This is a genomic window from Streptomyces pratensis (genome assembly GCF_037137275.1).
Classification (GTDB): Bacteria; Actinomycetota; Actinomycetes; order Streptomycetales; family Streptomycetaceae; genus Streptomyces; species Streptomyces pratensis_B.
This window is the reverse complement of record NZ_JBBBEN010000098.1, coordinates 152,328-179,322: the sequence shown is the minus strand read 5'-3', so window position 1 is coordinate 179,322 and position 26,995 is coordinate 152,328. Positions and strand designations below refer to the sequence as shown.

Below are 26,995 nucleotides of genomic sequence, written 5' to 3'. Positions count from 1 at the left end.
CTACCCGCCCGAGCCCCAGATGGTGTTGCCGTTGGACGCACCGTTCGGCCCGCCGCCCGGGCCGGAGCTGTCGCCGCCCTCGTCGGCACCGCCGTCGTCGCCCCCGCCGGGGCCGGAGCTGTCGCCCCCCTCGCTGGCGCCGGCGTTGTCGCCCCCTTGGTTGTCGTCGCCTCCGCCGGGGCCGGCGTTTCCACCACCGCTGGCGTTGTGGCACTCCCAGTCGAGGACACCGCACGTCTTGCTCGGCGTCGGCGTCGGAGTCGGGGTCGGGGTGGGGCTCGGGGTCGTCGGGGTGGGAGTCGGACTCGTCTCCTCCGTGGGCTCCTCGGAAGGCGTGGGGCTCGGCGTCGGGCTGGGGCTGACCGCGCCGCCGCCCCACACGGCCTCGCCCAGGTCCTGCGGCTCGGGGAAGGAGACGACCTTCTTGCCCTTCATCGCCGCGGTCATGTAGTCGTGCCAGATGGAGGCCGGGAACGAGTTTCCGTGGATCTTCTTCTCGCCGCCGGTGCCGAACATCTTCTCGAACTCGCGGTCGGTGTTCTTCTCGTCGTCGTCCAGCCGGAACATGCTGATCGCCGTCGAGATCTGCGGGGTGTACCCGACGAACCAGGCGGACCGGTTGCCGTCCGTGGTACCGGTCTTGCCCGCGGCCTCCCGGCCTTCGAGGCGGGCGGGCTTGCCCGTCCCGTTCTCCACGACGTTCTTCAGCACGTCCGTGACGTTGTCGGCGATGGCCGGGCTGAAGGCGCGCTCGGGCCGCTTCTTGTGCTGGAAGACGACCTCGCCCTCCCTCTTCACCTCGGTCACCGAGTACGTGTCGTTCTGCTGACCGCTCGTCGCGAAGGTGGCGTACGCGCCCGCCATCCGGATGGCGCTGGGAGACGAGGTGCCGATCGAGAACGACGGAACGGTGGCGTTCGCCATGAACCTGTCGTCCTTCAGCCCCGCCGCCACGGCGACGTCCTTGACCTTGTCCGTGCCGACGTCCATGCCGAGCTGCACGAAGGGGGAGTTGGCCGACTGCTCCATGGCGTACCGCAGGTCGATGTCGCCGTAGTCCGCGTCACCGTCGTTGGTCTGGAGCCACTCCTCGTCGTCCTCGTTCTTCCAGACCTTGCCGGTGTAGTCCCTGATCCGCAGCTTGTTGTCACCGTTGTAGATGCTCTCCGGCGATACCTGCGTGCGCTCGGAGTTGCTCTGCTCCGGACCGAGCTTCGGATCGCGTACGCCGTACTGCATCGCCGCGGCCAGCACGAAGGGCTTGAACGTCGACCCGACCTGGGCACCGGTCGCGTCGGCGTTGTTGGTGAAGTGCGTGGTGGCGTCCTGGCCGCCGTACGTGGCGAGGATGGCACCGGACTTCGCGTCCACGGAGGCGCCGCCGAACTCGACGTGCGTGTCGGTCTCGGGACGCTCCTCGGGCCGGATCTTGGCGTCGTAGACCTTCTGCACCGCCTTGGTGAGGTGGTCCACCTTCTTCTTGTCGAAGGTCGTGTGGATCTCGAAGCCGCCCAGGTCGAGCTGCTTGGCGTCGATGCCCTCGGTGTTGTTGGCGAGGAAGTACTTCTTGGCGAGATCCACCAGGTAGCCGGTCTGGCCGCCCAGCTTGGCGTTCTTCTTCGGCGGCACCGGCATGGGGAACTCCGTGTACTTGGCGCGTTCCTCCGCCGACATCCGCCCGTCCTCGACCTGCTCGTCGAGAATCCACTTCCAGCGTTCCTTGGCCCGCTCGGTGTTCTTCTCCTTGGTCGCGTTCTTCGGGTCGATGTCGGGCGCACCGGCCGGGTCGTAGTAGCTCGCGCCCTTGAGCAGGGTGGCCAGGAAGGCGCACTCGCTCGCGTTCAGGTCGACGGCGTCCTTGTTGTAGTAGGTGCGGGCCGCGGCCTGCAGCCCGGAGGCCCCGCGCCCGTAGTACGAGACGTTGAGGTAGCCCGCCATCACGTCGTCCTTCTTCATCTCGCCGCCGACCTTCAGCGTGATGAAGAGCTCCTTGAACTTACGCGTGAGCGTCTGGTCCTGGGAGAGCCTGGAGTTCTTGACGTACTGCTGGGTGATGGTCGAGCCGCCCTGGGTCTCGCCGCCGGTGGCCATGTTCAGCAGCGCACGGCCGATGCCCATGGGGTCGATGCCCCGGTCCGTCTCGAAGGTCTTGTTCTCGGCCGAGATCACGGCGTTGCGCATCGCCACCGGGATCTGCGCGAACTTGAGCTCCTGGCGGTTCACCACACCACCGGTCGCCACCATCTGTGTGCCGTCGGCCCAGTAGTAGACGTTGTTCTGTGCTTCGGCCGCTTCGTTGATGTTCGGTGTGGAGACCAAGGCGTACGAAACGCCCCCGATGCCCATCAGCAGGCCGAGGAACGCCAGACAGAGCCCTGAGACCAGCTTCCACGAGGGCAGCCAGCGACGGAACCCGTACCGGTCGTGGCGCGGGTAGTCGACGAGGCGCTTCCTGCCCGGCCGGCCGTTGTCGCCCCCCCGGCCCTCGGGGCCGCCGCCACCGCGTCGCCTGCCACCGCCCCCCGCTCCGTGCCCCCCGGACGCGGCGGACGCTTCCGCCCCCCGGCGTCTGCCGCCCCGCTGGGCCGCGCGGCGGGCCTCGGCACGGCTGCCGTACTGGCGCCCCTCACCGTCCGACTCGGAAGGTGATACGGCAGTTTCCCTGCGTGACGGTACGGCTCGGCGTCCGGTCGACTGCTGGGCGGCTCGTCTGGCCGCGGCACGCCCGCCACCCTGGGGCTGAGGCGATTTGCGACGGTGCTCGCTCATGGAACGACTACTCCTCGGGCAGGCAAGAGCGCCTGGAAGCGGCAGTTGAGATCCGGTCCCCCCGAATTACGGACGAGCCGCTGCGGAAGACTCGTCCGCAGTGCATCCGGCAGTCCGCGATGTCTGACGCTCGGCGGCGCCTCGCGGTTCCCGGTGGTCTGCATGCCGCACAGACTACGCACGGTCAAAACCCTCCTAGGACCGAACTTCACCCCAAACAACGCAAGTCGATCCCCGGGAATCACGGATGTGACGCCGTTCACGAAGTACGCCCTTGTCGAACACGCCGGACCGATCTATCGTGCTGATGTATCGAGTCGATACATCAGCACGGCATAGGCAGGCCGACGGGCCCCGCAGACCGGGTCCGCGGAAGCAGCGGGAGAAGGAGGAGGCGACCGTGAGCCGACGCTCGGGCATCCTCGAGTTCGCCGTTCTCGGCCTGCTCCGCGAGTCCCCGATGCACGGCTATGAGCTGCGTAAACGCCTCAACACCTCGCTGGGGATCTTCCGTGCGTTCAGCTACGGGACCCTCTACCCCTGCCTCAAGACGCTGGTGGCCAACGGCTGGTTGATCGAGGAGCCCGCCGCTGCGGCGGACGCCGCCTCCACCGCGCCCGCCTCCTCTCTCACCGGACGCCGAGCGAAGATCGTCTACCGGTTGACGACAGAAGGTAAGGAGCACTTCGAGGAGCTGCTCTCGCACACCGGTCCGGATTCCTGGGAGGACGAGCACTTCGCGGCTCGCTTCGCCTTCTTCGGCCAGACCGAACGCGACGTGCGGATGCGGGTCCTCGAAGGCAGGCGCAGCCGGCTGGAGGAGCGTCTGGAGAAGATGCGCGCCTCGCTGGCCCGTACACGCGAACGACTCGACGATTACACACTTGAGCTGCAGCGCCACGGCATGGAGTCCGTGGAGCGCGAAGTGCGCTGGCTGAACGAGCTCATCGAGAGCGAGCGGTCGGGACGGGATCGACGACGATCCTCGCCCGAGGGCTCCGCTCAGCAGGACAAACCTGGAGAGACGGGCGGCCTGCCCCGGCGCCGGGACACCACCCCGCCGGATACGTCCGACGACACCGCCAAGTGAAGTCACCGCACTCCGCGGGGACTTCATCGGAAACACCGATTACACAGGGAGCAACCGGAATGGGTTCGGTTCGCGTAGCCATCGTAGGCGTGGGCAACTGCGCCGCCTCGCTGGTGCAGGGCGTCGAGTACTACAAGGACGCCGATCCGGCCGGCAAGGTGCCCGGCCTGATGCACGTCCAGTTCGGCGATTACCACGTCAGCGACGTCGAGTTCGTCGCCGCCTTCGACGTCGACGCGAAGAAGGTCGGCCTCGACCTCGCGGACGCCATCGGCGCCAGCGAGAACAACACCATCAAGATCGCGGACGTGCCGAACACGGGCGTGACCGTCCAGCGCGGCCACACCCACGACGGTCTGGGCAAGTACTACCGCGAGACGATCGAGGAGTCCGCGGACGCCCCGGTCGACGTCGTCCAGGTGCTCAAGGACCAGCAGGTGGACGTCCTCGTCTGCTACCTGCCCGTCGGCTCCGAGGTCGCCGCGAAGTTCTACGCGCAGTGCGCCATCGACGCCAAGGTCGCCTTCGTCAACGCTCTTCCGGTCTTCATCGCCGGCACCAAGGAGTGGGCCGACAAGTTCACCGAGGCCGGGGTCCCGATCGTCGGCGACGACATCAAGTCCCAGGTGGGCGCCACCATCACGCACCGTGTGATGGCGAAGCTCTTCGAGGACCGGGGCGTCATCCTGGACCGCACGATGCAGCTGAACGTCGGCGGCAACATGGACTTCAAGAACATGCTCGAGCGGGAGCGCCTGGAGTCCAAGAAGATCTCCAAGACGCAGGCCGTCACCTCGCAGATCCGCGACCGCGAGCTCGGGGCGGACAACGTCCACATCGGCCCCTCGGACTACGTGGCCTGGCTGGACGACCGCAAGTGGGCGTACGTGCGCCTTGAGGGCCGCGCGTTCGGCGACGTCCCGCTGAACCTGGAGTACAAGCTCGAGGTGTGGGACTCACCGAACTCGGCCGGTGTCATCATCGACGCCGTCCGTGCCGCGAAGATCGCCAAGGACCGCGGCATCGGCGGCCCGATCCTGTCGGCTTCGAGCTACTTCATGAAGTCCCCGCCGGTGCAGTACTTCGACGACGAGGCTCGCGAGAACGTCGAGAAGTTCATCAACGGCGACGCCGAGCACTGAGACGGCCGTCCCGGTGACAACCTCACCGAGGCGCTGAGCCGGGACGCTCGCCTTTTCCTGCCGCACATCGGGGGTCTCCGGGCAATCCGCCCGCGGGCCCCCGACGTGTGTGACGCTTGCTCCCATGTCTGTCGCGCGTGACCTGCGCCTGCTGCTGCGCCTTCGGAACTTCCGTCGCCTCCTCACCGTGCGGCTTCTCTCCCAGTCAGCCGACGGCGTCTACCAGGTCGCCCTCGCCTCCTACGTCGTCTTCTCCCCGGAGAAGCAGACCTCGGCAGCGGCGATCGCCTCGGCGATGGCCGTGCTCCTTCTCCCGTACTCCCTGATCGGGCCCTTCGCCGGCGTCCTGCTGGACCGCTGGCCCCGCCGTCAGGTCTTCCTGTACGGAAACCTCCTGCGGGCCTCCCTGGCCTGCTGCACGGCTCTGCTGATCCTCGCGGCGGCGTCCGACTGGCTCTTCTACGCCTCGGCCCTCTGCGTCACCGCCGTCAACCGCTTCGTGCTGGCGGGCCTCTCCGCGGCGCTGCCCCGGGTGGTCGACGCCGACCGGCTCGTCGTCGCCAACTCGATCTCCCCGACCGCCGGCACCCTGGCGGCCACCGCGGGGGGCGGCCTCGCCTTCGCCGTGCGGCTGGTGGCCGACGGGTCCGACGCGGCGGTCGTCCTGCTGGGGGCGATGCTCTACCTGCTGTCCGCGCTGGTATCGCTGAGCCTGCCGCGCGCCTTGCTGGGGCCCGGTCCCGACGGCTACCCGCTGCGCCTGCGCGCCGCGCTGACCGTCACCGCACGCGGACTCCTCGCCGGACTGCGTCATCTCGCCCAGCGCCCGTACGCCGCCAGAGCCCTGGCCGCCATGACCGTGATCCGCTTCTGCTACGGAGCGCTCACCGTGATGGTCCTCATGCTGGCCCGATACGCATGGTCGGAGACCGAGTCCGAAGGGCTGGCTCTGCTCGGCCTGGCGGTGGGGGTCTCCGGTGCGGGGTTCTTCATCGCCGCCGTGCTCACACCGTGGGCCGTGGGGCGGCTCGGACGGTACGGATGGATCGTGGCCTGCGCCGGGTCCGCGGCTGTCCTGGTGCCCGCTCTAGGACTTTCCTTCGCCGCCCTTCCGATGCTGCTCGCCGCGTTCGTCCTCGGCGTCGTGACACAGGGATCGAAGATCGCGACGGACACCATCGTGCAGACCTCGGTCGACGACTCCTTCCGGGGCAGGGTCTTCTCCCTCTACGACGTGCTCTTCAACGTCGCGTTCGTGGGTGCGGCGGGGGCTGCGGCCCTCATGCTTCCGCCGGACGGCAGGTCCATGGCCGTACTGGTGGTCGTGGCGCTGCTGTACGCGAGCGTCGCGACGACCATGTTCCGTCGGCGGCACACCGAAGCCGGAGGATGACCGTCAGAGGATGTGTCGAGGGGGTCGTTTCACGTGNATCCAGCGGCCGGTGCGTGTTTCACGTGAAACACCGCACCGGCGGAATCAGCCCTGCTGGGCCCACCACTCCTTCAGCGCCGCCACGGCGGCGTCCCGCTCCAGAGGGCCGCGCTCCAGGCGCAGCTCCAGCAGAAACGCGTACGCCTTGCCGATCACCGGGCCGGGGCCGACTCCGAGGATCTGCATGATCTCGTTGCCGTCCAGGTCCGGACGGATGGAGTCGAGCTCCTCCTGCTCCTGCAGCAGGGCGATGCGCTCCTCCAGCCCGTCGTAGGTGCGCGAGAGGGCGTTCGCCTTGCGCTTGTTCCGCGTCGTGCAGTCCGAGCGGGTCAGTTTGTGGAGACGTTCGAGCAGCGGGCCGGCATCGCGCACGTACCGGCGCACGGCGGAGTCGGTCCACTCCCCGTCGCCGTACCCGTGGAAGCGGAGGTGGAGCTCCACCAGCTTGGACACGTCCTTGACCAGGTCGTTGGAGTACTTCAGCTCGGTCATGCGCTTCTTGGTCATCTTCGCGCCCACCACCTCGTGGTGGTGGAAGGAGACCCGGCCGTCCTTCTCGAAGCGGCGGGTCCTCGGCTTACCGATGTCGTGGAGCAGCGCGGCAAGGCGCAGCACGAGGTCGGGGCCGTCCTCCTCCAGGTCGATGGCCTGCTCCAGAACGGTCAGCGAGTGCTCGTAGACGTCCTTGTGCCGGTGATGCTCGTCACTCTCCAGTCTCAGCGCAGGCAGCTCGGGCAACACATGGTCGGCCAGCCCCGTGTCGACGAGGAGCCCCAGCCCCTTGCGAGGGTGCTGCGAGAGCAGCAGCTTGTTCAGTTCCTCGCGGACCCGCTCGGCGGACACGATCTCGATCCGCGCGGCCATCTCCGTCATCGCGGTCACGACGTCGGGAGCGACCTCGAAGTCCAGCTGGGCGGCGAACCGGGCGGCGCGCAGCATGCGGAGCGGGTCGTCGGAGAAGGACTCCTCAGGCGTGCCCGGGGTGCGCAGCACGCGGTCGGCCAGATCCTTCAGGCCACCGTGCGGATCGATGAACTCCTTCTGCGGGAGGGCCACGGCCATCGCGTTCACCGTGAAGTCCCGGCGTACGAGGTCTTCCTCCATGGAGTCGCCGTAGGAGACCTCCGGCTTGCGCGAGGTCCTGTCGTACGCCTCCGAACGGTAGGTCGTGACCTCGATCTGGTAGCCGTCCTTCTGGGAGCCGACGGTGCCGAAAGCGATGCCGACCTCCCACACCGAGTCGGCCCACGGGCGGACGATCTTGAGCACGTCCTCGGGGCGGGCGTCGGTGGTGAAGTCCAGGTCGTTCCCGAGCCGGCCCAACAGCGCGTCGCGGACCGAGCCCCCGACCAGCGCGAGACCGAATCCGGCCTCCTGGAATCGACGGGCGAGGTCGTCGGCGACCGGGGAGACCCTCAGCAGTTCACTCACCGCGCGGTGCTGCACCTGGCTCAGTGCACTGGCGTTCTCTTCGTTGGCGTTCGGCACAACAGAAAAGGGTACGTGCACGGACCGACGGCGGCGTCATCGTTTATCCGGAGCCTGCGGACCACCCGGGATCATGTGGCACGGACCGCAGCACTCCGGCCCGGCGCTCCTCGTTACCATGCGGGGACGCAGGACCGACAACGACCGACAGAACCTGACGACGACGAGGGACGGGTAGGCGCGTGGCCGAGGCGGCAGACTTCCAGGGGACGCGTCCCTCTCCTGCCCGCCGATGGCTGCGGCGCACAGCCACCGCCGTGCTGGGAGCTCCGCTGCTCGCCGGGCTGCTGGCCGTTCCGGCCGCTGTGGCCGTAGAGCCCGCCAAGGCCCCCACAGGCTCCCGCACGGTCGATGTGTCCCTGGACACGCTCACACCGAGCGTGCCCACGGAGGACGACACCCTGACCGTCTCCGGCACTCTCACCAACCGCGGCAAGGAGACGGTCGACAGCGCCGAGGTCGATCTGCGGGTCGGCCCGCGGCTCTCCGGACGTGGGCAGGTCGACGACGTCGCCAAGCGCACCGGATACGTGCCCGGCTCCGACCCCGTCGCCGTCGGCGGGAAGTACACGGTGAAGTTCCCGAAGCTCCGCAGGGGGATCAGCCAGGACTTCACGCTGTCCGTCCCCGTCGACAAGCTGGGACTGGACGACCCGGGCGTCTACCAGGTCGGCGTGTCGGTCTCCGGCCGCACCTCCGGCGCTCGCTACGAGCAGGTGCTGGGCATCGAGCGCTCGTTCCTGCCCTGGCAGCCAGAGACGAGCGAGAGCCGGACCCGGCTCACCTTCCTGTGGCCGCTCATCGCCTCTCCCCACGTCACGGCGGAGACCCGCTCGGACGAGCAGCAGACGCCCGTGTTCACCGACGACGCCCTGGCGAAGGAGATCGCGCCCGGCGGCCGGCTGGAGCAGATGGTGTCCCTGGGCAGCCGGCTCCCCGTGACCTGGGTCGTCGACCCGGATCTGCTGGCGAGCGTGGCCGCGATGGCCGGGAAGTACGAGGTCCAGTCGGGCGGGACGACCGTCCCGGGAAAGAACCAGGCCGTCGCCAAGCAGTGGCTCAGCGCCCTGGAGAAGGTCGTGGAGGACGGCAAGGTGATCGCGCTGCCGTTCGCCGACCCCGACCTGGCCTCCATCGCCCACCGGGGCAAGACCGTGTCCGGCACGCTCAGCCATCTGCAGACCGCATCCACGGTGGCCTCCTCCACGGTGGAGACCATCCTCCACGTGAAGCCCTCCACCGACTTCGCCTGGCCCGTGAACGGCGCGGTGGACCCCTCGATCGTGGACGTGGCCACCTCCGCCGGCGCCCACAACATCATCGCCCGCGGCGACAGCTTCCGGGAGACGGACCGGCTGCCGTACACCCCGACCGCCGCCCGGCCGATCGGCGGCGGGACCACCGCGGTCGTCGCCGACGCCCGGCTCTCGACCGCCTTCGACCGCGACATGTCGAGGGCGAGCACCTCCACCCTCGCCGTCCAGAAGTTCCTCGCCCATACCCTGACGCTGACCGAGCAGGCGCCGGACAACGAGCGCAGCATCGTCGTGGCGCCCCCGCGCATGCCCACCACCGCCCAGGTCCAGACGATGGCCCGCGCCCTGGAGGGGCTGTCGGGCGATCGATGGACGCAGCCGCTCGACCTGGTCGCCGCCGCAGAGGCCAAGCCCGACCCCCGGGCCACCACCAAGGTCCCCCGGGGCTCGGCCTACCCGAAGAAGCTGCGTGCCCAGGAGCTGCCCACGCAGGCCTTCCAGGACATCCGGAGCACGCAGAGCTCTCTGGACAGCTTCCAGACGATCCTCACCCAGCCCGAACGTGTCGTGACGCCCTTCGGCAACGCCATCAACCGCTCGATGTCGACGTCCTGGCGGGGCCGGGCCCTGGAGGCACAGCAGTACCGGGACGCGGTACGCGAATATCTGCGGAGCCTCACCAACGAGGTCCAGCTCATCGAGAAGTCGGACGTGACCCTCTCCGGGCGCAGCGCGACCATCCCGGTGACCGTGCAGAACAAGCTGGTACAGGGCGTCGACCGGCTGGTCCTCCGGCTCACCTCGGACAACATCCGGCTCAAGTTCAACGACGACGGCTCCATGGCCGAACTGCCGGTCAGCATCGCCGGCGGGCACAGCCAGTCGGTCAAGTTCGACACGGCGACCAGCGCCAACGGCCGGGCCCAGGTCACCGCACGCCTGTTCACCGAGGACGGCACCCCGTACGGCGAGAAGATGACCTTCACGGTGAAGGTGTCCGAGGTGACGCCCACCGTGCTGCTCGTGATCGCCGGTGGGCTGCTGCTCCTGGTGCTGGCGGGAGTGCGGATGTACAGCCACCGCAAGCGCGCCGTGGCAAGCGACACGGCGAACGGCGAGGGCGGCGAACCCGAGCAGCCGAGTGACCCGGCCCCGGACACCGGTCCGGAAAGCGGGGCGGCACCGGGAACGGGTGAGAAAGTGGACCGTTGAGCGATGTCTGTCGTGGCCGGCCGGCCGGGGACGATGAGGTAGGGGTTTCGATGAACGCGCCGTACGACGGTGACCGCGGACAGGGCGCGGGCGGAGCAGCGTCTCCGGGCGGGCCTCCGGTCCCTCCGGGCGCGGGCCAGGACGGTTCGGTTCCGCAGGACCCGTACCTCCAGCACGCCTATGAGGACGATCCCTACCGGGCCCACGACCTCACCGCCCAGGACCCGGTCGGCGAGGCGCTCTACGACCGCGCCTCGCACCCTCCTCCGCCCCCGGGCGCCTATCAGGAACCGCAGCCGCTCTACCAGCAGCCGCCCCCGGCCCCGTACGCTCCCGACCCGCGCGTCTGGGCCCCGACCCCGCCGCCCGAGCCCGCAGGGCCCTCCCGCCACCTGCCGTACGGGGACCGTCCGGCGACCACGCAGTTCGTGGGCGTCGACGACCTGGTCACCCAGGCGTCGGACGACCGGGAGGAGCCGGACGCCTTCGCCCACCTCCTCCGGGACCAGGAGGGGTCAGGAAAGCCCCCCGGCCCGCCGGAGCCGGAGCCGGCCCCCGCGCAGCCTCTGGGCAAGGGCGGCGGCAAGGTCTCCGGCATCCTCAAGTCCAGCGCGGTCATGGCGGCCGGCACCCTCGTCTCCCGGCTCACCGGATTCGTCCGGTCCCTGGTGATCACCGCCGCCCTCGGCGCCGCGCTGCTCGGCGACAGCTTCACCATCGCGTACACCCTGCCGACCATGATCTACATCCTCACCGTCGGCGGCGGCCTCAACTCGGTCTTCGTCCCCCAGCTCGTTCGCGCGATGAAGAACGACGAGGACGGCGGGGAGGCCTTCGCGAACCGGCTGCTGACCCTCGTGATGGTCGCACTCGGCGTGATCGTCGCCATCGCGGTGTTCGCCGCACCGGCGCTGATCCACATGCTGTCGCCCACGATCGCCAACGACGTCGCCGCCAACAGCGTCGCCGTCACCTTCGCCCGGTACTGCCTGCCGACCATCTTCTTCATGGGCGTGCACGTGGTGATGGGTCAGATCCTCAACGCACGCGGCAAGTTCGGCGCGATGATGTGGACCCCGGTCCTGAACAACATCGTCATGATCTTCACGTTCGGACTCTTCATCTGGGTCTACGGCACCTCCGGCGAGTCGCAGATGGGCGTGGACACCATCCCGCCGGAGGGCGTCCGGCTGCTGGGCATGGGCACCCTGCTCGGCCTCGCCGTCCAGTCGCTCGCGATGATCCCGTACCTCCGCGAGGCGGGCTTCCGGTTCCGCCCCCGCTTCGACTGGAAGGGCCACGGGCTCGGCAGGACGATCAAGCTGGCGAAATGGACCGTGCTGTTCGTCCTGGCCAACCAGGCGGGCGTGCTGGTCGTCACCCAGCTGTCCACGGCGGCCGGCAAGGCTTCCGGTCACGACGGCACCGGGTTCCTCGCCTACTCCAACGCCCAGCTGATCTGGGGCATGCCGCAGGCCATCATCACCGTCTCCGTCATGGCCGCGCTGCTGCCCCGCATCTCCCGCGCCGCCCACGACGACGACCCCGGTGCGGTCCGTGACGACATCTCGCAGGGGCTGCGGAACTCGGCCGTCGCCATCGTGCCGGTGGCCTTCGCCTTCCTCGCGCTGGGCCTGCCGATGTGCACCCTGCTGTACGCGTCCAGCGGCGCGGAGGCCGCCCGGTCCATGGGGTTCATCCTCATGGCGTTCGCACTCGGCCTGATCCCGTACTCCGTGCAGTACGTCGTGCTCCGGGGCTTCTACGCCTACGAGGACACCCGCACCCCCTTCTACAACACCGTCATCGTGGCCGCCGTCAACGCCGCGGCCTCCGCACTCTGCTACGTCGTCCTGCCCGCCCGCTGGGCCGTCGTCGGCATGGCCTTCTCCTACGGTCTGGCCTACGCGGTCGGCGTCGGAGTCGCCTGGCGCCGACTGAGCAAGCGGCTCGGCGGCGACCTGGACGGTGCGCACATCGTGCGGACCTACGCCCGCCTCTGCATGGCCGCGGTGCCCGCCGCGCTGATCGGCGGCGGCGTGGGGTTCGCGATCCTGGAACTCCTGGGCACCGGCGCCCTCGGCTCACTGGCCGCTCTGGTGTGCGGCGGTGTCCTCCTGATGGGCCTCTTCTTCGTCGCGGCGAAGAAGATGCGCATCGAAGAGGTCAACGGCCTGGTCGGCATGGTCCGGGGACGGCTCGGACGCTGAATGAGCATCCGTCCGCACAACCATCGCCGGACTCCGCGTGTCGTGGATAGCGCGGGAGTGTGGGCACAATTGGCGTGACTGTGCAGAGCTGGCTGGCATCGCGCAACGGATGGGGAGGCAGGAACGACGGTGGCGGAACGTAGCACGGCTGCCGTCGACGTGGCCGACAACAGCGGCGACGAGCCGTTGACCGCCAAGGCGGACAAGGCCACGACCGACGGGACGGCGGAAGCCGAGAACAGCGAGGGTGAAAGCCCCGAGGACACCGAGAACACGGAGCGCGGGCGGGGGCGTTCCGAGCCGGTTCCGGAGACGCCCGATCTGCACAGCGGTCACAGACTCGCCGCTCGCTACCGCCTGGAGGAGTGCGTCACCCGCCTGGACGGGTTCAGCAGTTGGCGGGCGGTCGACGAGAAGCTGCGCCGCGCGGTGGGCGTCCACCTGCTGCCCGCACACCATCCGCGAGCCCGCTCGGTGCTGGCCGCGGCCCGTTCCTCGGCCCTGCTCGGCGACCCGCGGTTCGTCCAGGTGCTGGACGCCGTGGAGGAGAACGACCTCGTCTACGTCGTCCACGAATGGCTTCCCGACGCCACCGAGCTCACCGCTCTGCTGGCCTCCGGACCGATGGAGGCCCACGACGCCTACCAGCTCGTCAGCCAGGTCTCCCAGGCGATGGCCGCCGCCCACCGCGAAGGCCTGGCCCACCTGCGCCTCACCCCCAGTGCCGTCCTGCGCAGCTCGACCGGCCAGTACCGCATCCGCGGCCTCGCCGTGAACGCCGCCCTGCGCGGCATCACCGCCGAACACCCGCTCCGCACCGACACCGAAGCCATCGGCGCACTCCTGTACGCCGCCCTCACCCACCGCTGGCCGTACGAGAACGATGCCCACGGGCTGGCCGGGCTGCCCAAGGGCATGGGGCTCATCGCACCGGACCAGGTCCGGGCCGGAGTCCACCGCGGCCTGTCCGAGCTGGCGATGCGCGCGCTCGCCAACGACGGCGCCACGGCCTCCCGGCAGGAGCCGCCCTGCACCACTCCGGAGGAACTGGCCAAGGCCGTCACGGCGCTGCCGCGCGTCCTGCCGCCCGAGCCCACGTTCACCCCGCCGCCCGCCTACCAGCGAACGACCTATCAGCAGGGGACGTACGGCCGCCCGTCCACCCTCCCGTCGGCCACGGCCCGACCCGTGATGGCGCCCCCTCCGGCACCCCTGCAGAGCCGCACGGGACGCGTACTCAAGTGGGCGGTCTCGGCGCTCCTCATCGCGGCCCTGGGCCTCGGCAGCTGGCAGCTCGCGGAGACCCTGCTCGACCGGACCAAGCGGGCCGAGGACACCGGCGTCACCCAGACGGACGAGGACGACAAGAACAAGGACAAGGTCCCCGCTCCGTCGGCCGAGCCGCTGCCCCTCGCGGGGGCCGCGGAGTTCACGCCCGACGGTTCCGGGATCAAGCAGGAGGACGTGGGCAACACCGTCGACGGCCGGCCGAACACGTACTGGATCACCCCGCGGTACGAGGGCTTCGCCAACTTCGGCAATCTTCCCCAACGCAAGCAGGGCAGCGGGATCATCGTCGACCTGGGCAAGGTCCGGGACGTCTCCGGAGTCGATGTGGCCATGTACCGCAAGGGCCAGACGACGACCGTGCTCGCGGCGGACCCGGACGCCTCGTCACCGTCCACGCTCGCGGACTTCGGCCAACCGATCGTCAAGCAGACGGTCGCGGGCAAAACGATCAAGGAAAAGCTCGACAAGCCCGTGCGCACGCGCTACGTCCTGATCCACATCACGGAGCTTCCCTCGGACGGAACGGGCGGTTACCGCGGCGGCATCACGGACATCTCCGTCCTCGGCTGACCTGCGGGCCGGCGCGGCCCCGCCCGCTCCGGCCCGCGGCCACCCGCCGCACCGGGCCGCTCCTCTCCAGGCGTGGCGCCCACCTCCCGAACACCTGCGGCGTCAGGGTTGCGGCCGTCACGCCCCTGACGGCAGTCTTCTTCCCGTCGCACCGCGTCGGGAACGCGGCCCGCACATGACAGCGCATCCGGTTCGGAGGGGGGCAGGGTGGGTTCCGTTCCACCGGAGGCACCGAACGACTCGGAGCTGCTCGCCCGGCATGTCGCGGGCGACCCCGACGCCTTCGGCGAACTCGTACGACGCCACCGCGACCGTTTGTGGGCCGTGGCGCTGCGAACCCTGGGGGACAGGGAAGAGGCGGCCGACGCCGTTCAGGACGCTCTCGTCTCCGCCTTCCGCGCCGCCCACACCTTCCGCGGGCAGTCCGCCGTCACCACCTGGCTGCACCGGATCACCGTCAACGCCTGCCTCGACCGGGTCCGCAAAGCGGCCTCCCGCCGGACGTCCCCCGTGGACGACGCAGAGCGGCTCGACCGGCTCCTCGAACCCCACGAGTCGGCCGAGGCCCCCGCCGTGCGACAGGACCTCCACCGCCAGCTCCAGGAGGCCATGGCCACCCTGCCCGCCGAGCAGCGGGCGGCCCTCGTCCTCGTCGATATGCAGGGTTACCCCGTCGCCGAGGCCGCCGCCATCCTGAAGGTGCCGTCCGGCACCGTGAAGAGCCGGTGCGCCCGGGGCCGGGCGAAACTGGCCCCGCTGGTCCGCCATCTGCGCGCCGGAACCGGGGAGCGGAGCCCCGGGAGAAGCGACGACGCCACCGCAAGGAACCGGACGCCGGAGTCATCCGTCCCACCGGCGCCAGGACCACACGACGCAGGAGCAAGCGGTCCTGCCACCGCGAAGGGAGGAGGTGGGCGCACATGACATCCACGTCGGGCACAGCTCAGCACCCGGAGATCGACGAGATCTCCGATCTCACCGAGGGGCTGCTCTCCCCCTCCCGTACGGCGGAAGTCCTCCAGCACGTCGCATCGTGCGACCTCTGCGCGGAGGTACGTGACTCCCTCGAAGAGGTCCGCAGGCTGCTCGGGTCCCTGCCGGACCCCGAACCGATGCCTGCGGACATCGCCGCCCGCATCGACGCGGCTCTCGCGGACCAGCCCCGGCCCACCGGGGACGAGCCGCTCGATGTTTCACGTGAAACGGCGACCGGGGCCACCCCCTCCTCTACGCTCCGGGCCCCCTTCGACGGTGGCGGCGCCTCCGTGTCCCCCCCGGGCCGACCCGCCGGGCGGTCCACCGCACCCACCGGCCCGGGCCGCCGCACTTTCCGGCGGCGGCGCCGCGCCGCCGTCCTCGGCACGGCCGTCGGGGCCGCGGTCATCGGGATGGGCGTCTTCTTCCTCCAGGCCGTCGGCCCCTCTCAGGACGCATCGCAAACGGCGTCCGACCGTCAGGCTTCCGCAGTGGACAGCGGCCCGCACCGGTTCACCGACGGAACGCTCGAAGCGCGGGTCCAGGCCCTCGTCCGCGGCAGGGCGAGTCCGAAGAGCCCCGGGGCCCAGAAGATGCCGCCGAACATGGACAGCAGGTCGACCAGCGAGGCCGCCATTCCGGAGACGGAGGCGACCAGCAACCCGCTGAGGGCCCCCGCCGTCGCCGTCCCCCCGTGCGTGCAACAGGCGACCGGTCGCAACGCTCCGGCCCTGGCCCTCGACGAGGGGGAGTACCGGGGAGCGGAGGCCTTTCTCGTCGTCCTTCCGCACAGCAGCGACCCCGCGCGCGTGGAGGCCTACATCGTGGCCGCCTCCTGCGTGGACACCGCCCCGGAGTCGGCCGGACGGCTGCTGCTCTCACGCGCCTACGACCGCCCCTGAAGACAGTCGAGAGCCACTACGGCACGGCGGGAATGCATCACCCGTAGGATCGGTTGGGTGGGGTGAGAGTCGTTGAACCGACCCCGTAGGCAGTAGGCAGTCTGCAGAGACGAGGAAGAAACCCGTGAGCGACGTCCGTAATGTGATCATCATCGGCTCCGGACCGGCCGGGTACACCGCCGCGCTGTACACCGCCCGTGCCTCGCTGAACCCGTTGGTCTTCGAGGGCGCCGTCACGGCGGGTGGTGCGCTGATGAACACCACCGACGTGGAGAACTTCCCCGGCTTCCAGGACGGCATCATGGGCCCCGAGCTCATGGACAACATGCGAGCCCAGGCCGAGCGCTTCGGCGCCGAACTGATCCCCGACGACGTCGTCTCGGTCGACCTCACCGGTGACATCAAGACCGTCACCGACACTGCGGGCACCGTCCACCGCGCCAAGGCCGTCATCGTGACAACCGGCTCCCAGCACCGCAAGCTCGGACTGCCCAACGAGGACGCCCTCTCCGGCCGCGGCGTCTCCTGGTGCGCCACCTGCGACGGCTTCTTCTTCAAGGACCACGACATCGCAGTGGTCGGCGGCGGCGACACCGCGATGGAGGAGGCGACCTTCCTCTCCCGCTTCGCCAAGTCCGTCACGATCGTCCACCGCCGCGACACGCTGCGCGCCTCCAAGGCGATGCAGGACCGGGCCTTCGCAGACCCGAAGATCACCTTCGCCTGGGACAGCGAGGTCGCCGAGGTCAAGGGCGAGCAGAAGCTCACCGGCCTGACCCTGCGCAACACGAAGACCGGTGAGACGTCCGAGCTGCCGGTGACGGGCCTGTTCATCGCTGTCGGCCACGACCCGCGAACCGAGCTCTTCAAGGGCCAGCTGGAGCTTGACGACGAGGGTTACCTGAAGGTCGACGCTCCCTCCACTCACACCAACCTGACCGGTGTCTTCGGGGCCGGAGACGTGGTCGACCACACCTACCGCCAGGCGATCACGGCGGCAGGGACCGGCTGCTCCGCCGCGCTGGACGCCGAGCGCTTCCTGGCCGCCCTGGCCGACGCGGAGCCCGCCGAGCCGGAGAAGACCCCGGCCGTCTGAACTTCCTCAACGCACCCCACTCCGAGAGACTAAGGAGGCCGCCGTGGCCGGCGACCTGAAGCACGTAACGGACGACACCTTCGACGAGGTCGTCCTCAAGAGCACGAAGCCCGTTCTGGTGGACTTCTGGGCCGCCTGGTGCGGTCCGTGCCGCCAGATCGCCCCCTCTCTGGAGGCGATCGCGGCCGAGCACGGCGACCAGATCGAGATCGTCAAGCTCAACATCGACGAGAACCCGGCTACCGCCGCCAAGTACGGCGTGATGTCCATCCCGACACTGAACGTCTATCAGGGCGGCGAGGTCGCCAAGACCATTGTCGGCGCGAAGCCGAAGGCCGCGATCCTCCGCGACCTCGAAGGCTTCATCAGCGAGTAGCGGCACCCCGGCGCGATGTTTCACGTGAAACGGGCCCACCCCCGGCGGGGACGGGCCCGTTTCGCATATCCCTCCCGGCCCGGCAGGACGGGCACCGCCGGGCAGTCCGCCGGAATCACAGCGGACGTAGCGCAGGCTCTTTCTTGACTGCCCCCAGGAGCCGGTCCAGCGCCATCTCCACGTCTTCCTTCCAGGAGAGCGTCGTGCGAAGTTCCAGCCTCAGCCGCGGGAACGTGGGGTGCGGCCGCACGGTCTTGAACCCGACCGCCAGCAGGTGATCGGCGGGAAGCACGCACGTGCCCGCCGTGGGCCGTGCGTCGCCGAACGCCTCGATCGCTTTGAAGCCCCGGCGGAGAACGTCCTTGGCCACCGTCTGTGCCAGGACGCGTCCGAGCCCCTGTCCCTGGTAATCGGGAAGGATCAGTCCCGTGATGAGCTGAACGGCGTCGGAGGAGACCGGGCTGGTCGGAAACGCGGTCGCGCGGGGCACATACGCCGACGGGGCGTAGAGCACGAAGCCGACCGGCTGGTCGTCCACGTAGACCACCCGGCCGCAGGACCCCCACTCCAGGAGGACCGCGGAGATCCAGGCTTCCTTCTCCCGCTCCGACTTGCCCGCCTTCACCGCAGCCTCGCCACTGACCGGGTCGAGCTCCCAGAAGACACACGAGCGGCAGGGCCCGGGAAGATCCGGAAGGTTGTCCAGAGTGAGGGGTACGAGTCGACGCCCCATGGGCCCGTCCTCCTTCGAGGTCGACCACCAGGGATGTGCCATCCCCCGTACGCATCGTAGCGACCTGGAGGTGCTGCGGGCACGCGGAGAAGGCCGAGGGCGGGCTGTGCGCCGGTGCATCNCACAGCCCGCCCTCGGGGAGCCCGGCGGCTCAGGTCTTGTCGTTCTCCTCGGACGTCTCGGCGAGCCGGCTCTCCAGCACCCGGCCCTCACCCGGAGCAAGGCTCCCGAGAATCCGCTCCAGATCCTCCACCGAGGCGAACTCGACGACGATCTTGCCCTTCTTCTGACCCAGGTCGACCTTCACCCGGGTCTCGAAACGGTCGGACAACCGGGTCGCCAGATCGTTCAGCGCGGGGGACAGCCGCCCGCCGGCCCTGGGCCCCTTGGGTTTCGGAGTGCTTGCGGGCTGCGAACCCAGGAGCTTCACGATCTCTTCCACCGCCCGGACCGACAGCTCCTCGGCCACGATGCGGTGCGCCAGCCGGTCCTGCTCCTCGGAGTCTTCCACGGACAGCAGGGCACGCGCATGACCGGCCGAGAGAACGCCCGCCGCCACCCGCCGCTGGACAGGCAGCGGGAGCCGCAGAAGCCGCAGGGTGTTGGAGACCTGGGGACGCGACCTGCCGATCCGGTCGGCCAGCTGGTCATGCGTGCACTTGAAGTCCTTCAGCAACTGGTCGTACGCAGCTGCTTCTTCCAGCGGATTCAGCTGGGCCCGGTGAAGGTTCTCCAGCAGCGCGTCCAGCAGCAACTTGTCATCGTCGGTGGCGCGGACGATGGCGGGGATACGCTCCAGTCCCGCTTCGCGGCAGGCCTTCCACCGACGCTCGCCCATGATGAGCTCGTAGCCGGCCCCCGCCTTGCGCACGACGACCGGCTGAAGGAGGCCGACCTCCTTGATGGACGTGACCAGCTCGGCCAGAGCGTCCTCGTCGAACACCTCACGCGGCTGCCGGGGGTTCGGCGTGATGGCATCGATCGGCAGCTCGGCGAAGAACGCACCGGCTACCTCGCCTCCCTCCTCCGACCGGGCCTCCGGGACAGTGGGGGGCTCCGGGACCACCGGGGCGGCCGGCAGTCCGGTCACCTTCGCGGCAGCCACTCCACGCTCTCCGGTCAGCAGCGGCCCCAGCCCTGACGCCGCCGAGCCGCTCCCTCCGGGCACTGACGTCTGCTTCTCCTGAGGGGCTCCCGGGATGAGCGCCCCGAGCCCACGCCCCAGACCTCTACGACGCTCACTCACTGAATGCCCTCCGCTACGTTCTGCTGGTTGTTCTGCATGCTGGTGGGAGCGTGCTGAGCTTCGTAGTGCACTCCGGCGCCTCTCAGGGCGATCTCCCGGGCAGCCTCGAGGTAGGAGAGCGAGCCGCTGGACCCCGGGTCATAGGTCAGCACGGTCTGGCCATAGCTGGGGGCCTCCGAGATGCGCACCGATCGCGGGATGCTCGTCCGCAGCACCTCCTTGCCGAAGTGCGTGCGCACTTCCTCGGCGACCTGTGAGGCGAGCCTCGTCCGGCCGTCGTACATCGTCAGCAGGATCGTCGAGACGTGCAGGCCCGGGTTCAGGTGGCCCCGCACCAGGTCGACGTTCCTCAGAAGCTGTCCCAGGCCTTCCAGCGCGTAGTACTCGCACTGGATGGGGATCAGCACCTCGGCTCCGGCCACCAGCGCGTTCACCGTCAGCAGGCCGAGCGAGGGAGGACAGTCGATGAGGATGTAATCCAACGGCTGCTCGTACGCCTGAACCGCCCGCTGGAGTCGGCTTTCCCGCGCCACCAGTGACACCAGTTCGATCTCCGCACCGGCGAGATCGATGGTGGCGGGAGCGCAGAACAGACCTTCTACGTCGGGAACGGGCTGGACCACCTCGGAGAGCGGCCGGCTCTCGACCAGGACGTCGTAGATAGAGGGAACGTCGGCGTGGTGATCGATGCCCAGAGCCGTGGAGGCATTGCCCTGCGGGTCGAGGTCGACGACCAGGACGCGCGCCCCGTGCAGGGCCAGGGACGCCGCAAGGTTGACGGTCGTGGTCGTTTTGCCGACTCCGCCCTTCTGGTTGGCCACCACCATGACGCGGGTGCTGTCAGGGCGAGGCAGCCCCTCGCCGGCGCGGCCGACGGTCTCGACCGCCAGTTGGGCGGCACGACCGATGGGTGTGTCGTCCATCGGAGGCGGTGTTTCACGTGAAACACCCTCCCCCGCGGACTCGGTTCGGGGACCGGGGACCGGGTCGGTCATCGGTCCCGCGATGTTGGCGTCGGACCGCAAGGATTCACTCTCCTCGACTTCAGGCTCGCAATGAACAGAGCCTGCCATGCTTTCGGGGTCGTGAACCAGCGAGGCCCGCTGTTCTGTGGATGAATCCGCACGTGTGGACAACTCGGCCACCCGTCCGGGTTTGCGGTCGCGCGGCGTGGCGGCCGCACGACCGCGGCCGATGATTCCCTGCAACAGAGAGCGACGTTTCACGTGAAACACGATGCCTCTGCACAGCAACTACCAGGCCACGACACTCCGCACGAGGTGCATACGCCCGCTTTACCGACGTATCGCTGATAAGCGGCACAAGAGGTGCAGAAAGCCGCGTACTGGTAAGCGGGAGGCGGGGGCTCGGGGCCGGTCGACGCCGCTGATCAGCGGCGTCGGCGCACCCGCCCTGTCCGTGCGGCCTTGGCCCTCTTTGCGGCGAACCTCACACCCCCCGGGCTCTCGCCCACCACCACACGGACCACGGTGGACAGGGGATCGACCAATCCCTCGCCCACCTGGAGGACCTCGGTCTCCAGCACGCCGAGCTTGCTCAGCGCGGCCCGGGCACCGTTGAGCTCCTCCTCCGCGGTGTCACCCTTGAGCGCCAGCATCTCGCCGTACGGCTTCAGCAGGGGCACGCCCCAGCCTGCCAGCCGGTCCAGCGGCGCGACGGCGCGAGCGGTGACGACGTGAACCGGTTGCAACGTCCCAAGGACCTCCTCGGCCCTGCCGCGCACGACCGTCACATGATCCAGACCGAGCAGCTCCACGACCTCCTGGAGGAAGTTCGTCCGGCGGAGCAGGGGCTCCAGCAAGGTGATCTTGAGGTCCGGCCGCACCAACGCCAGCGGGACGCCGGGCAGCCCCGCACCCGAACCGACGTCGCAGACGGTGACGCCTTCCGGCACGACCTCGGAGAGCACCGCACAGTTCAGCAGGTGGCGCTCCCACAGCCGGGGCACTTCGCGTGGCCCGATGAGACCGCGCTTGACTCCGGCGTCCGCCAGAAGCTCCGCGTACCGGACAGCCTCCGGGAAGAGCTCTCCGAATACCGCCTGCGCCTCTGCGGGCGCCTGGGGGAGCTCTGCTGCCTCCGTCACGGGGACCGTCCTTCCGTACCGCACTAGCGCACTGTGGGTGGCTGACTATCAGGCTGACAAAGATCGGCCCCGCCTGCGAACAGACGGGGCCGACAGTACAAGGATCGGGTCAGGCCGGGAGAACGACGACGAACCGCTGCGGCTCCTCGCCTTCCGACTCGCTCCGCAGACCGGCCGCCGCGATCGCGTCGTGCACGACCTTGCGCTCGAACGGAGTCATCGGCTCCAGCTTGACCGGCTCGCCGGAGCTCTTGACCTCGTCCGCGGCCTTGGCACCCAGCGCGGCGAGAGTCTCGCGCTTCTTCGCCCGAAACCCGCCGATGTCCAGCATCAGACGGCTGCGGTCACCGGTCTCCCGGTGCACGGCCAGCCGTGTCAGCTCCTGGAGCGCCTCCAGAACCTCACCGTCGCGGCCCACGAGCTTCTCCAGGTCGCGTGCCGAGTCGCTGATGATCGACACCGCGGCCCGGTCCGCCTCGACGTCCATGTCGATGTCGCCGTCGAGGTCGGCGATGTCGAGCAGTCCTTCGAGGTAGTCGGCCGCGATCTCGCCCTCCTGCTCCAGGCGGGACAGGGTGTCGCTGCCCTCAGCGGCGGCCGTGGAGATGGTGCCTTCCGTCACGGATGGACTCCTTCTTACTTCTTGGACGGGTGCTTGGGCCGCTGCGGGCCCTTGCGCTGTCCGGACTTGGCTTGGCGTGAGGAGCCGGAGGCGGGCTTGCCCGCGGGCTTCGGCTGATCGTCCTGCTTCTGGAGCGAGGTCTTGGAACCGGCGGCCGCGGCGGATTCCGTGTCCTTGGCTCCACCGGCCGTGGTGGCGGCCGTCTGGCGCTTCGCCTTGGTCTGACGCTTGGGCTGCTGGCGCTTCTGCGCCGCACCGCCCTCCGCCTCGACGCCGGCCGTCTCGCCCTTCAGCACGGTGCCGTCCTCCTGGGCCACGAGACCCAGCTTGGCCAGACCGGTGATGAACTTGCGCTCGATGTCGTTGCGGTCGGAGCCCTTGGCGACGATCCGCTTGACGGTGTTGCGCCGGGTCCGGCCCCGAACCTGCCCGTGGGAGCTCACGCTCTTGAGGAGCCGCTGGAGGTAGGCGTCCTGCGCCTTGCTGCCCGGCGTCGGGTTCTGGTTGATCACGTACATCTGCTGACCCATGGTCCAGACGTTCGTGGTCAGCCAGTAGACGAGGACACCGACGGGGAAGTTGACACCCATCACGGCGAAGATGACCGGGAAGATGTACATCAGCATCTTCTGCTGCTGCATGTACGGGGTCTTCACCGTCAGGTCGACGTTCTTCGTCATCAGCTGGCGCTGCGTGAAGAACTGCGAGGCCGACATCAGGACGATCATGATCGCGGTGATGATCCGGACGTCCAGCAGATCGGCGTTGAGCGAGGCGACCTTCTCGGCGCTGTCCGTGAACTTGGCGGCCAGCGGAGCTCCGAAGATGTGCGCCTCACGGGCGCTGTCCAGCAGGCCCTGATCGATCTCGCCGATCTTCTTGTTCGAGGCGATGGACGACAGCACGTGGTACAGGGCGAAGAAGAACGGCGACTGCGCGAGGATGGGAAGGCACGAGGAGAGCGGGTTGGTGCCCGTCTCCTTGTACAGCTTCATCATCTCTTCGGACTGACGCTGTTTGTCGTTCTTGTAGCGCTCCTGGATCGCCTTCATCTTCGGCTGGAGCACCTGCATGTTCCGGGTGGACTTGATCTGCTTCACGAAAAGCGGGATCAGACAGATCCGGATCAGCACCACCAGCGACACGATGGACAGGCCCCAGGCCCACCCCGAGTCATCGCCGAAGATCGCGCCATAGACCTTGTGGAACTGGACGATGACCCAGGAAACGGGCCACGTGATGAAGCTGAACAGACTGGCAATCGTGTCCACTAATCAGGCTCCTTGAGCATTGGGCGAGGTCTCTGCGGCCGGGCCCGGAGGTTCGGAGACCGACCCCCCGGACGGCACGTCAGCGGCGGACTCCCCGCCCTTGTCGCCACGCAGGGCGTTACGCAGCAGCTCGTGCCACCGGGGACGCCTGCGGGGCGGAACGTGATCCACACCACCGGGTGACCACGGATTGCACCGCAGGATGCGCCAGGCGGTCAGCGCGGTTCCCTTGATGGCTCCGTGCCTGTCGATCGACGTATATCCATAGTGGGAACACGACGGGTAATAACGGCAGACAGGCCCGAGGAGTGGACTGATCGTCCACTGGTACAGCTTGATGAGAGCAAGCAACGGGTACTTCATCGCGCGCCCCCTCCCAGCAGCCGCTGCAACGCGGCGTCCAGGTCTCGGGCCAGCTGTGCGTGGTCGGCGTCGCCCGAACCGGGCAGCGCCCGTACGACTACAAGGCTACCGGGGGGCAGCTGGGCCAGCCGGTCGCGGACGAGGTGGCGGAGCTTGCGCTTCACCGCCGTCCTGACGACCGCGCCTCCTACGGCTTTGCTGACGACGAAACCCGCACGCGGCGGGAGAACACTCTCCCCCGTCACGTGCGGGTCCGTTTCACCGCTGCGTAGATGGACGACGAGCAACGGACGTCCGGCTCGACGTCCTCGTCGTACCGCGGTCGCGAAGTCCTCGCGCCGCCTCAGCCGATTCTCGGTAGGCAGCACGTCATGGACCTGTTGGCGATCAGGCGGACAGGCTGCTGCGGCCCTTGCCACGGCGGTTCGCGAGAATCGCACGGCCGGCACGGGTACGCATGCGCAGCCGGAAGCCATGGGTCTTGGCGCGACGACGGTTGTTCGGCTGGAAGGTGCGCTTGCTCACTCGGGGGCTCCAGAAATGATTCGTGTGTTGGCGGGACATCGCCTGGCTGTCACCGTGCGCCCACGAGGAACTCGCGTAAACGCCTTAGTGCACCGCTTCACAATCACAGGATCGTGATCTTTGCCCATCGGAGGCAGGCGGCAGCAGCCATCGACAACTCGACCTGGTCACGGTACGCGCGGCTACGCCATCCGGTCAAACCGGCTCCGCCCGGCCTCCCATTGTGCACAGCCTGTGGACAACGACTTGAACCGCGCGGGTCGGCCTGACTACCGTGGCTGAACTCCGGTTCCTTTCCTTCCCCCCTGCCGGGCCTCACCCGACCCGACCCATCCCGTCCCGAGAACCACACATTCGTGGGACATGCGAGAGAGCGTGCCTTGTGGCTGACGTACCTGCCGATCTTGCCGCAGTGTGGCCGCGAGTGCTGGAACAACTCCTCGGGGAGGGGCAGCAGGGCATCGAGCCGAAGGACAAGCAGTGGATCGAGCGCTGCCAGCCGCTGGCACTCGTCGCCGACACCGCACTCCTGGCCGTCCCCAATGAATGGGGGAAGCGCGTCCTGGAGGGCCGGCTCGCCCCGCTCATCAGCGAGACGCTGACCCGGGAGTGCGGCCGCCCCATCCGGATCGCGATCACCGTCGACGACTCCGCCGGCGAACCGCCCGCCCCGCCGGCGCCCCCGATGCACGCCTCGCACCAGGGCCAGCAGGGGCGCCGTTACTCCGGGCCGCCCCGCGACGACGACGCGTACGACGGGTACGGCCACCGCTCCTCCGACGACGGCATGCCGGCCGCCCGGCCGGCCTACCCCGACTACCAGCAGCAGCGCCCGGAGCCCGGCGCCTGGCCGCGCACCCAGGAGGACCTCTCCTGGCAGCAGCCGCGGCACGGCGGGTACCAGGACCGGGAGCAGCCTTCCGACGGGTACCGCGAGAGCGAGCCGTACCGCGATTCCGAGCCCTACCGCGAGCAGCCCTCCGACCAGTGGCGCGAGCCGTACGGCGCCGGGCGCCCGCAGCAGCACGACTACCGGTCGCAGCCGCCCGAGCACCAGGGGTACGACCAGCAGCGCCCCGACCGCCAGGACCCGCAGGCGCAGCACCGCCAGGGCGGCCCCGGCCCCGGGCGGGCCGGCGGATCGGTGCCCGGGCCGATGGGCGCGCAGCCGGCCCCCGCGCCCGGCCCCGGCGAGCCGCACGCCCGGCTGAATCCGAAGTACCTCTTCGACACCTTCGTCATCGGGGCGTCCAACCGGTTCGCGCACGCCGCGGCGGTGGCCGTCGCCGAAGCGCCCGCGAAGGCGTACAACCCCCTCTTCATCTACGGGGAGTCCGGGCTCGGCAAGACCCACCTGCTGCACGCCATCGGCCACTACGCCCGCAGCCTCTACCCGGGTACCCGGGTGCGGTACGTGAGCTCGGAGGAGTTCACCAACGAGTTCATCAACTCGATCCGCGACGGCAAGGGCGACACCTTCCGCAAGCGGTACCGCGACGTGGACATCCTGCTCGTCGACGACATCCAGTTCCTGGCGAGCAAGGAGTCGACGCAGGAGGAGTTCTTCCACACCTTCAACACGCTGCACAACGCGAACAAGCAGATCGTGCTGTCGTCCGACCGGCCGCCCAAGCAGCTGGTGACGCTGGAGGACCGGCTGCGCAACCGCTTCGAGTGGGGCCTGACCACCGACGTCCAGCCCCCGGAGCTGGAGACGAGGATCGCGATCCTCCGCAAGAAGGCGGTCCAGGAGCAGCTCAACGCCCCTCCGGAGGTCCTGGAGTTCATCGCCTCGCGGATCTCGCGCAACATCCGTGAGCTGGAGGGCGCTCTCATCCGGGTCACGGCCTTCGCCTCCCTCAACCGGCAGCCCGTGGACCTCGGACTCACCGAGATCGTGCTCAAGGACCTGATCCCGGGCGGCGAGGAGGCGGCGCCGGAGATCACCGCGCCGGCCATCATGGCGGCGACGGCGGACTACTTCGGCCTCACGGTGGACGACCTCTGCGGGTCCTCGCGCAGCCGCGTCCTGGTGACGGCGCGCCAGATCGCCATGTACCTGTGCCGGGAGCTCACCGATCTCTCGCTGCCGAAGATCGGCGCGCAGTTCGGTGGCCGCGACCATACGACGGTGATGCACGCGGACCGCAAGATCCGGGCGTTGATGGCGGAGCGCCGATCCATCTACAACCAGGTCACCGAGCTGACCAACCGCATCAAGAACGGCTGACGCGCACTTCTGGCAGCGCGGGCGAAGGGCGTCTTCGAGGCCCGGTCGGCAGTGGCTTCGGGGGACGGGGCCGACGCCGTCGGCGCCGCC

At 69.2% G+C, this 26,995-nt stretch carries 22 protein-coding genes; 11 read left to right on the top strand and 11 right to left on the bottom strand.

The genetic code is table 11. The annotated features are described in order from the left end of the window. Positions 1-2,769, bottom strand: coding sequence for a transglycosylase domain-containing protein (locus V9U70_RS24655; protein WP_336678633.1), 2,769 nt, complete (start codon positions 2,767-2,769; stop codon positions 1-3). Positions 2,770-3,169: 400 nt separating this feature from the next. Between V9U70_RS24655 and V9U70_RS24650 the strand changes: the two genes are divergently transcribed. From V9U70_RS24650 to V9U70_RS24640, 3 genes are all read left to right on the top strand, one after another. Next, positions 3,170-3,859 carry a PadR family transcriptional regulator gene (locus tag V9U70_RS24650; RefSeq protein ID WP_336678632.1) on the top strand — a complete coding sequence of 230 codons (690 nt, stop codon included), beginning with the start codon at positions 3,170-3,172 and terminating at the stop codon, positions 3,857-3,859. A gap of 59 nt (positions 3,860-3,918) precedes the next feature. Then, the gene (locus tag V9U70_RS24645) at positions 3,919-5,001 is read left to right on the top strand and encodes an inositol-3-phosphate synthase (RefSeq protein ID WP_336678631.1); all 1,083 of its coding nucleotides are present in this window, start codon (positions 3,919-3,921) and stop codon (positions 4,999-5,001) included. Between the two features lie 124 nt (positions 5,002-5,125). After that, on the top strand, positions 5,126-6,394 hold the full coding sequence (locus tag V9U70_RS24640; protein WP_336678630.1) for an MFS transporter: 1,269 nt from the start codon (positions 5,126-5,128) through the stop codon (positions 6,392-6,394). A gap of 84 nt (positions 6,395-6,478) precedes the next feature. Here V9U70_RS24640 and V9U70_RS24635 read toward each other — a convergent pair whose 3' ends face one another. Beyond that, positions 6,479-7,921 (bottom strand): CCA tRNA nucleotidyltransferase, encoded by a 1,443-nt coding sequence (locus V9U70_RS24635; protein WP_336678629.1) that lies wholly within the window; start codon positions 7,919-7,921, stop codon positions 6,479-6,481. Positions 7,922-8,103: 182 nt separating this feature from the next. Between V9U70_RS24635 and V9U70_RS24630 the strand changes: the two genes are divergently transcribed. From V9U70_RS24630 to trxA, 7 genes are all read left to right on the top strand, one after another. Then, the gene (locus V9U70_RS24630; protein ID WP_336678627.1) at positions 8,104-10,389 is read left to right on the top strand and encodes a DUF6049 family protein; all 2,286 of its coding nucleotides are present in this window, start codon (positions 8,104-8,106) and stop codon (positions 10,387-10,389) included. Positions 10,390-10,439: 50 nt separating this feature from the next. Next, complete coding sequence (murJ, locus tag V9U70_RS24625) at positions 10,440-12,599, top strand: murein biosynthesis integral membrane protein MurJ (protein ID WP_336678625.1); 2,160 nt, start codon at positions 10,440-10,442, stop codon at positions 12,597-12,599. A 129-nt stretch (positions 12,600-12,728) separates the two neighbouring features. Beyond that, on the top strand, positions 12,729-14,459 hold the full coding sequence (locus V9U70_RS24620) for a protein kinase family protein (protein ID WP_336678623.1): 1,731 nt from the start codon (positions 12,729-12,731) through the stop codon (positions 14,457-14,459). Between the two features lie 207 nt (positions 14,460-14,666). Next, a complete protein-coding gene (sigM, locus tag V9U70_RS24615; protein ID WP_336678622.1) occupies positions 14,667-15,383 on the top strand; it encodes an RNA polymerase sigma factor SigM in 717 nt (238 codons plus the stop codon). Further along, positions 15,380-16,336: an anti-sigma factor family protein gene (locus V9U70_RS24610; protein ID WP_336678621.1), complete on the top strand. Its 957-nt coding sequence runs from the start codon at positions 15,380-15,382 to the stop codon at positions 16,334-16,336. The genes sigM and V9U70_RS24610 overlap by 4 nt, the downstream gene beginning before the upstream one ends. Before the next feature lie 124 nt (positions 16,337-16,460). Next, positions 16,461-17,432, top strand: a complete 972-nt coding sequence (gene trxB / locus V9U70_RS24605) for a thioredoxin-disulfide reductase (protein ID WP_336678620.1) — start codon at positions 16,461-16,463, stop codon at positions 17,430-17,432. 43 nt (positions 17,433-17,475) lie between these two features. Next, positions 17,476-17,808 (top strand): thioredoxin, encoded by a 333-nt coding sequence (gene trxA / locus V9U70_RS24600; RefSeq protein WP_336678619.1) that lies wholly within the window; start codon positions 17,476-17,478, stop codon positions 17,806-17,808. Between the two features lie 115 nt (positions 17,809-17,923). Here the strand turns inward: trxA and V9U70_RS24595 are convergent, their stop codons facing one another. From V9U70_RS24595 to rpmH, 9 genes are all read right to left on the bottom strand, one after another. Next, positions 17,924-18,541, bottom strand: a complete 618-nt coding sequence (locus tag V9U70_RS24595) for a GNAT family N-acetyltransferase (RefSeq protein WP_336678618.1) — start codon at positions 18,539-18,541, stop codon at positions 17,924-17,926. Between the two features lie 151 nt (positions 18,542-18,692). Beyond that, the gene (locus tag V9U70_RS24590) at positions 18,693-19,787 is read right to left on the bottom strand and encodes a ParB/RepB/Spo0J family partition protein (protein WP_336678616.1); all 1,095 of its coding nucleotides are present in this window, start codon (positions 19,785-19,787) and stop codon (positions 18,693-18,695) included. Further along, positions 19,784-20,860, bottom strand: coding sequence for a ParA family protein (locus tag V9U70_RS24585; RefSeq protein WP_336678804.1), 1,077 nt, complete (start codon positions 20,858-20,860; stop codon positions 19,784-19,786). The genes V9U70_RS24590 and V9U70_RS24585 overlap by 4 nt, the downstream gene beginning before the upstream one ends. Positions 20,861-21,177: 317 nt before the next feature. After that, positions 21,178-21,894, bottom strand: a complete 717-nt coding sequence (gene rsmG, locus V9U70_RS24580; protein WP_336678614.1) for a 16S rRNA (guanine(527)-N(7))-methyltransferase RsmG — start codon at positions 21,892-21,894, stop codon at positions 21,178-21,180. Positions 21,895-22,003: 109 nt separating this feature from the next. Beyond that, the gene (locus tag V9U70_RS24575) at positions 22,004-22,516 is read right to left on the bottom strand and encodes a Jag family protein (protein ID WP_336678613.1); all 513 of its coding nucleotides are present in this window, start codon (positions 22,514-22,516) and stop codon (positions 22,004-22,006) included. 14 nt (positions 22,517-22,530) lie between these two features. Next, positions 22,531-23,787 carry a membrane protein insertase YidC gene (gene yidC / locus V9U70_RS24570; RefSeq protein ID WP_336678611.1) on the bottom strand — a complete coding sequence of 419 codons (1,257 nt, stop codon included), beginning with the start codon at positions 23,785-23,787 and terminating at the stop codon, positions 22,531-22,533. Between the two features lie 3 nt (positions 23,788-23,790). Then, positions 23,791-24,150 (bottom strand): membrane protein insertion efficiency factor YidD, encoded by a 360-nt coding sequence (gene yidD, locus V9U70_RS24565; protein ID WP_336678609.1) that lies wholly within the window; start codon positions 24,148-24,150, stop codon positions 23,791-23,793. Next, complete coding sequence (rnpA, locus tag V9U70_RS24560; RefSeq protein ID WP_336678607.1) at positions 24,147-24,518, bottom strand: ribonuclease P protein component; 372 nt, start codon at positions 24,516-24,518, stop codon at positions 24,147-24,149. Before rnpA ends, yidD begins: the two co-directional genes overlap by 4 nt. A 19-nt stretch (positions 24,519-24,537) precedes the next feature. Continuing rightward, on the bottom strand, positions 24,538-24,675 hold the full coding sequence (rpmH, locus tag V9U70_RS24555) for a 50S ribosomal protein L34 (protein WP_003967884.1): 138 nt from the start codon (positions 24,673-24,675) through the stop codon (positions 24,538-24,540). A gap of 382 nt (positions 24,676-25,057) precedes the next feature. Between rpmH and dnaA the strand changes: the two genes are divergently transcribed. After that, positions 25,058-26,905 (top strand): chromosomal replication initiator protein DnaA, encoded by a 1,848-nt coding sequence (gene dnaA / locus V9U70_RS24550; RefSeq protein ID WP_336678605.1) that lies wholly within the window; start codon positions 25,058-25,060, stop codon positions 26,903-26,905. The last annotated feature ends 90 nt before the right edge of the window (positions 26,906-26,995 follow it).

Excerpts from the sequence above, each read along its gene's own strand:
- V9U70_RS24610 (WP_336678621.1), top strand. The coding sequence starts at position 15,380 with ATGACATCCACGTCGGGCACAGCTCAGCACCCGGAGATCGACGAGATC.
- V9U70_RS24655 (WP_336678633.1), bottom strand. The coding sequence starts at position 2,769 with ATGAGCGAGCACCGTCGCAAATCGCCTCAGCCCCAGGGTGGCGGGCGT.
- V9U70_RS24595 (WP_336678618.1), bottom strand. The coding sequence starts at position 18,541 with ATGGGGCGTCGACTCGTACCCCTCACTCTGGACAACCTTCCGGATCTT.
- yidD (WP_336678609.1), bottom strand. The coding sequence starts at position 24,150 with ATGAAGTACCCGTTGCTTGCTCTCATCAAGCTGTACCAGTGGACGATC.
- murJ (WP_336678625.1), top strand. The coding sequence starts at position 10,440 with ATGAACGCGCCGTACGACGGTGACCGCGGACAGGGCGCGGGCGGAGCA.
- V9U70_RS24645 (WP_336678631.1), top strand. The coding sequence starts at position 3,919 with ATGGGTTCGGTTCGCGTAGCCATCGTAGGCGTGGGCAACTGCGCCGCC.
- V9U70_RS24640 (WP_336678630.1), top strand. The coding sequence starts at position 5,126 with ATGTCTGTCGCGCGTGACCTGCGCCTGCTGCTGCGCCTTCGGAACTTC.
- V9U70_RS24585 (WP_336678804.1), bottom strand. The coding sequence starts at position 20,860 with ATGGCAGGCTCTGTTCATTGCGAGCCTGAAGTCGAGGAGAGTGAATCC.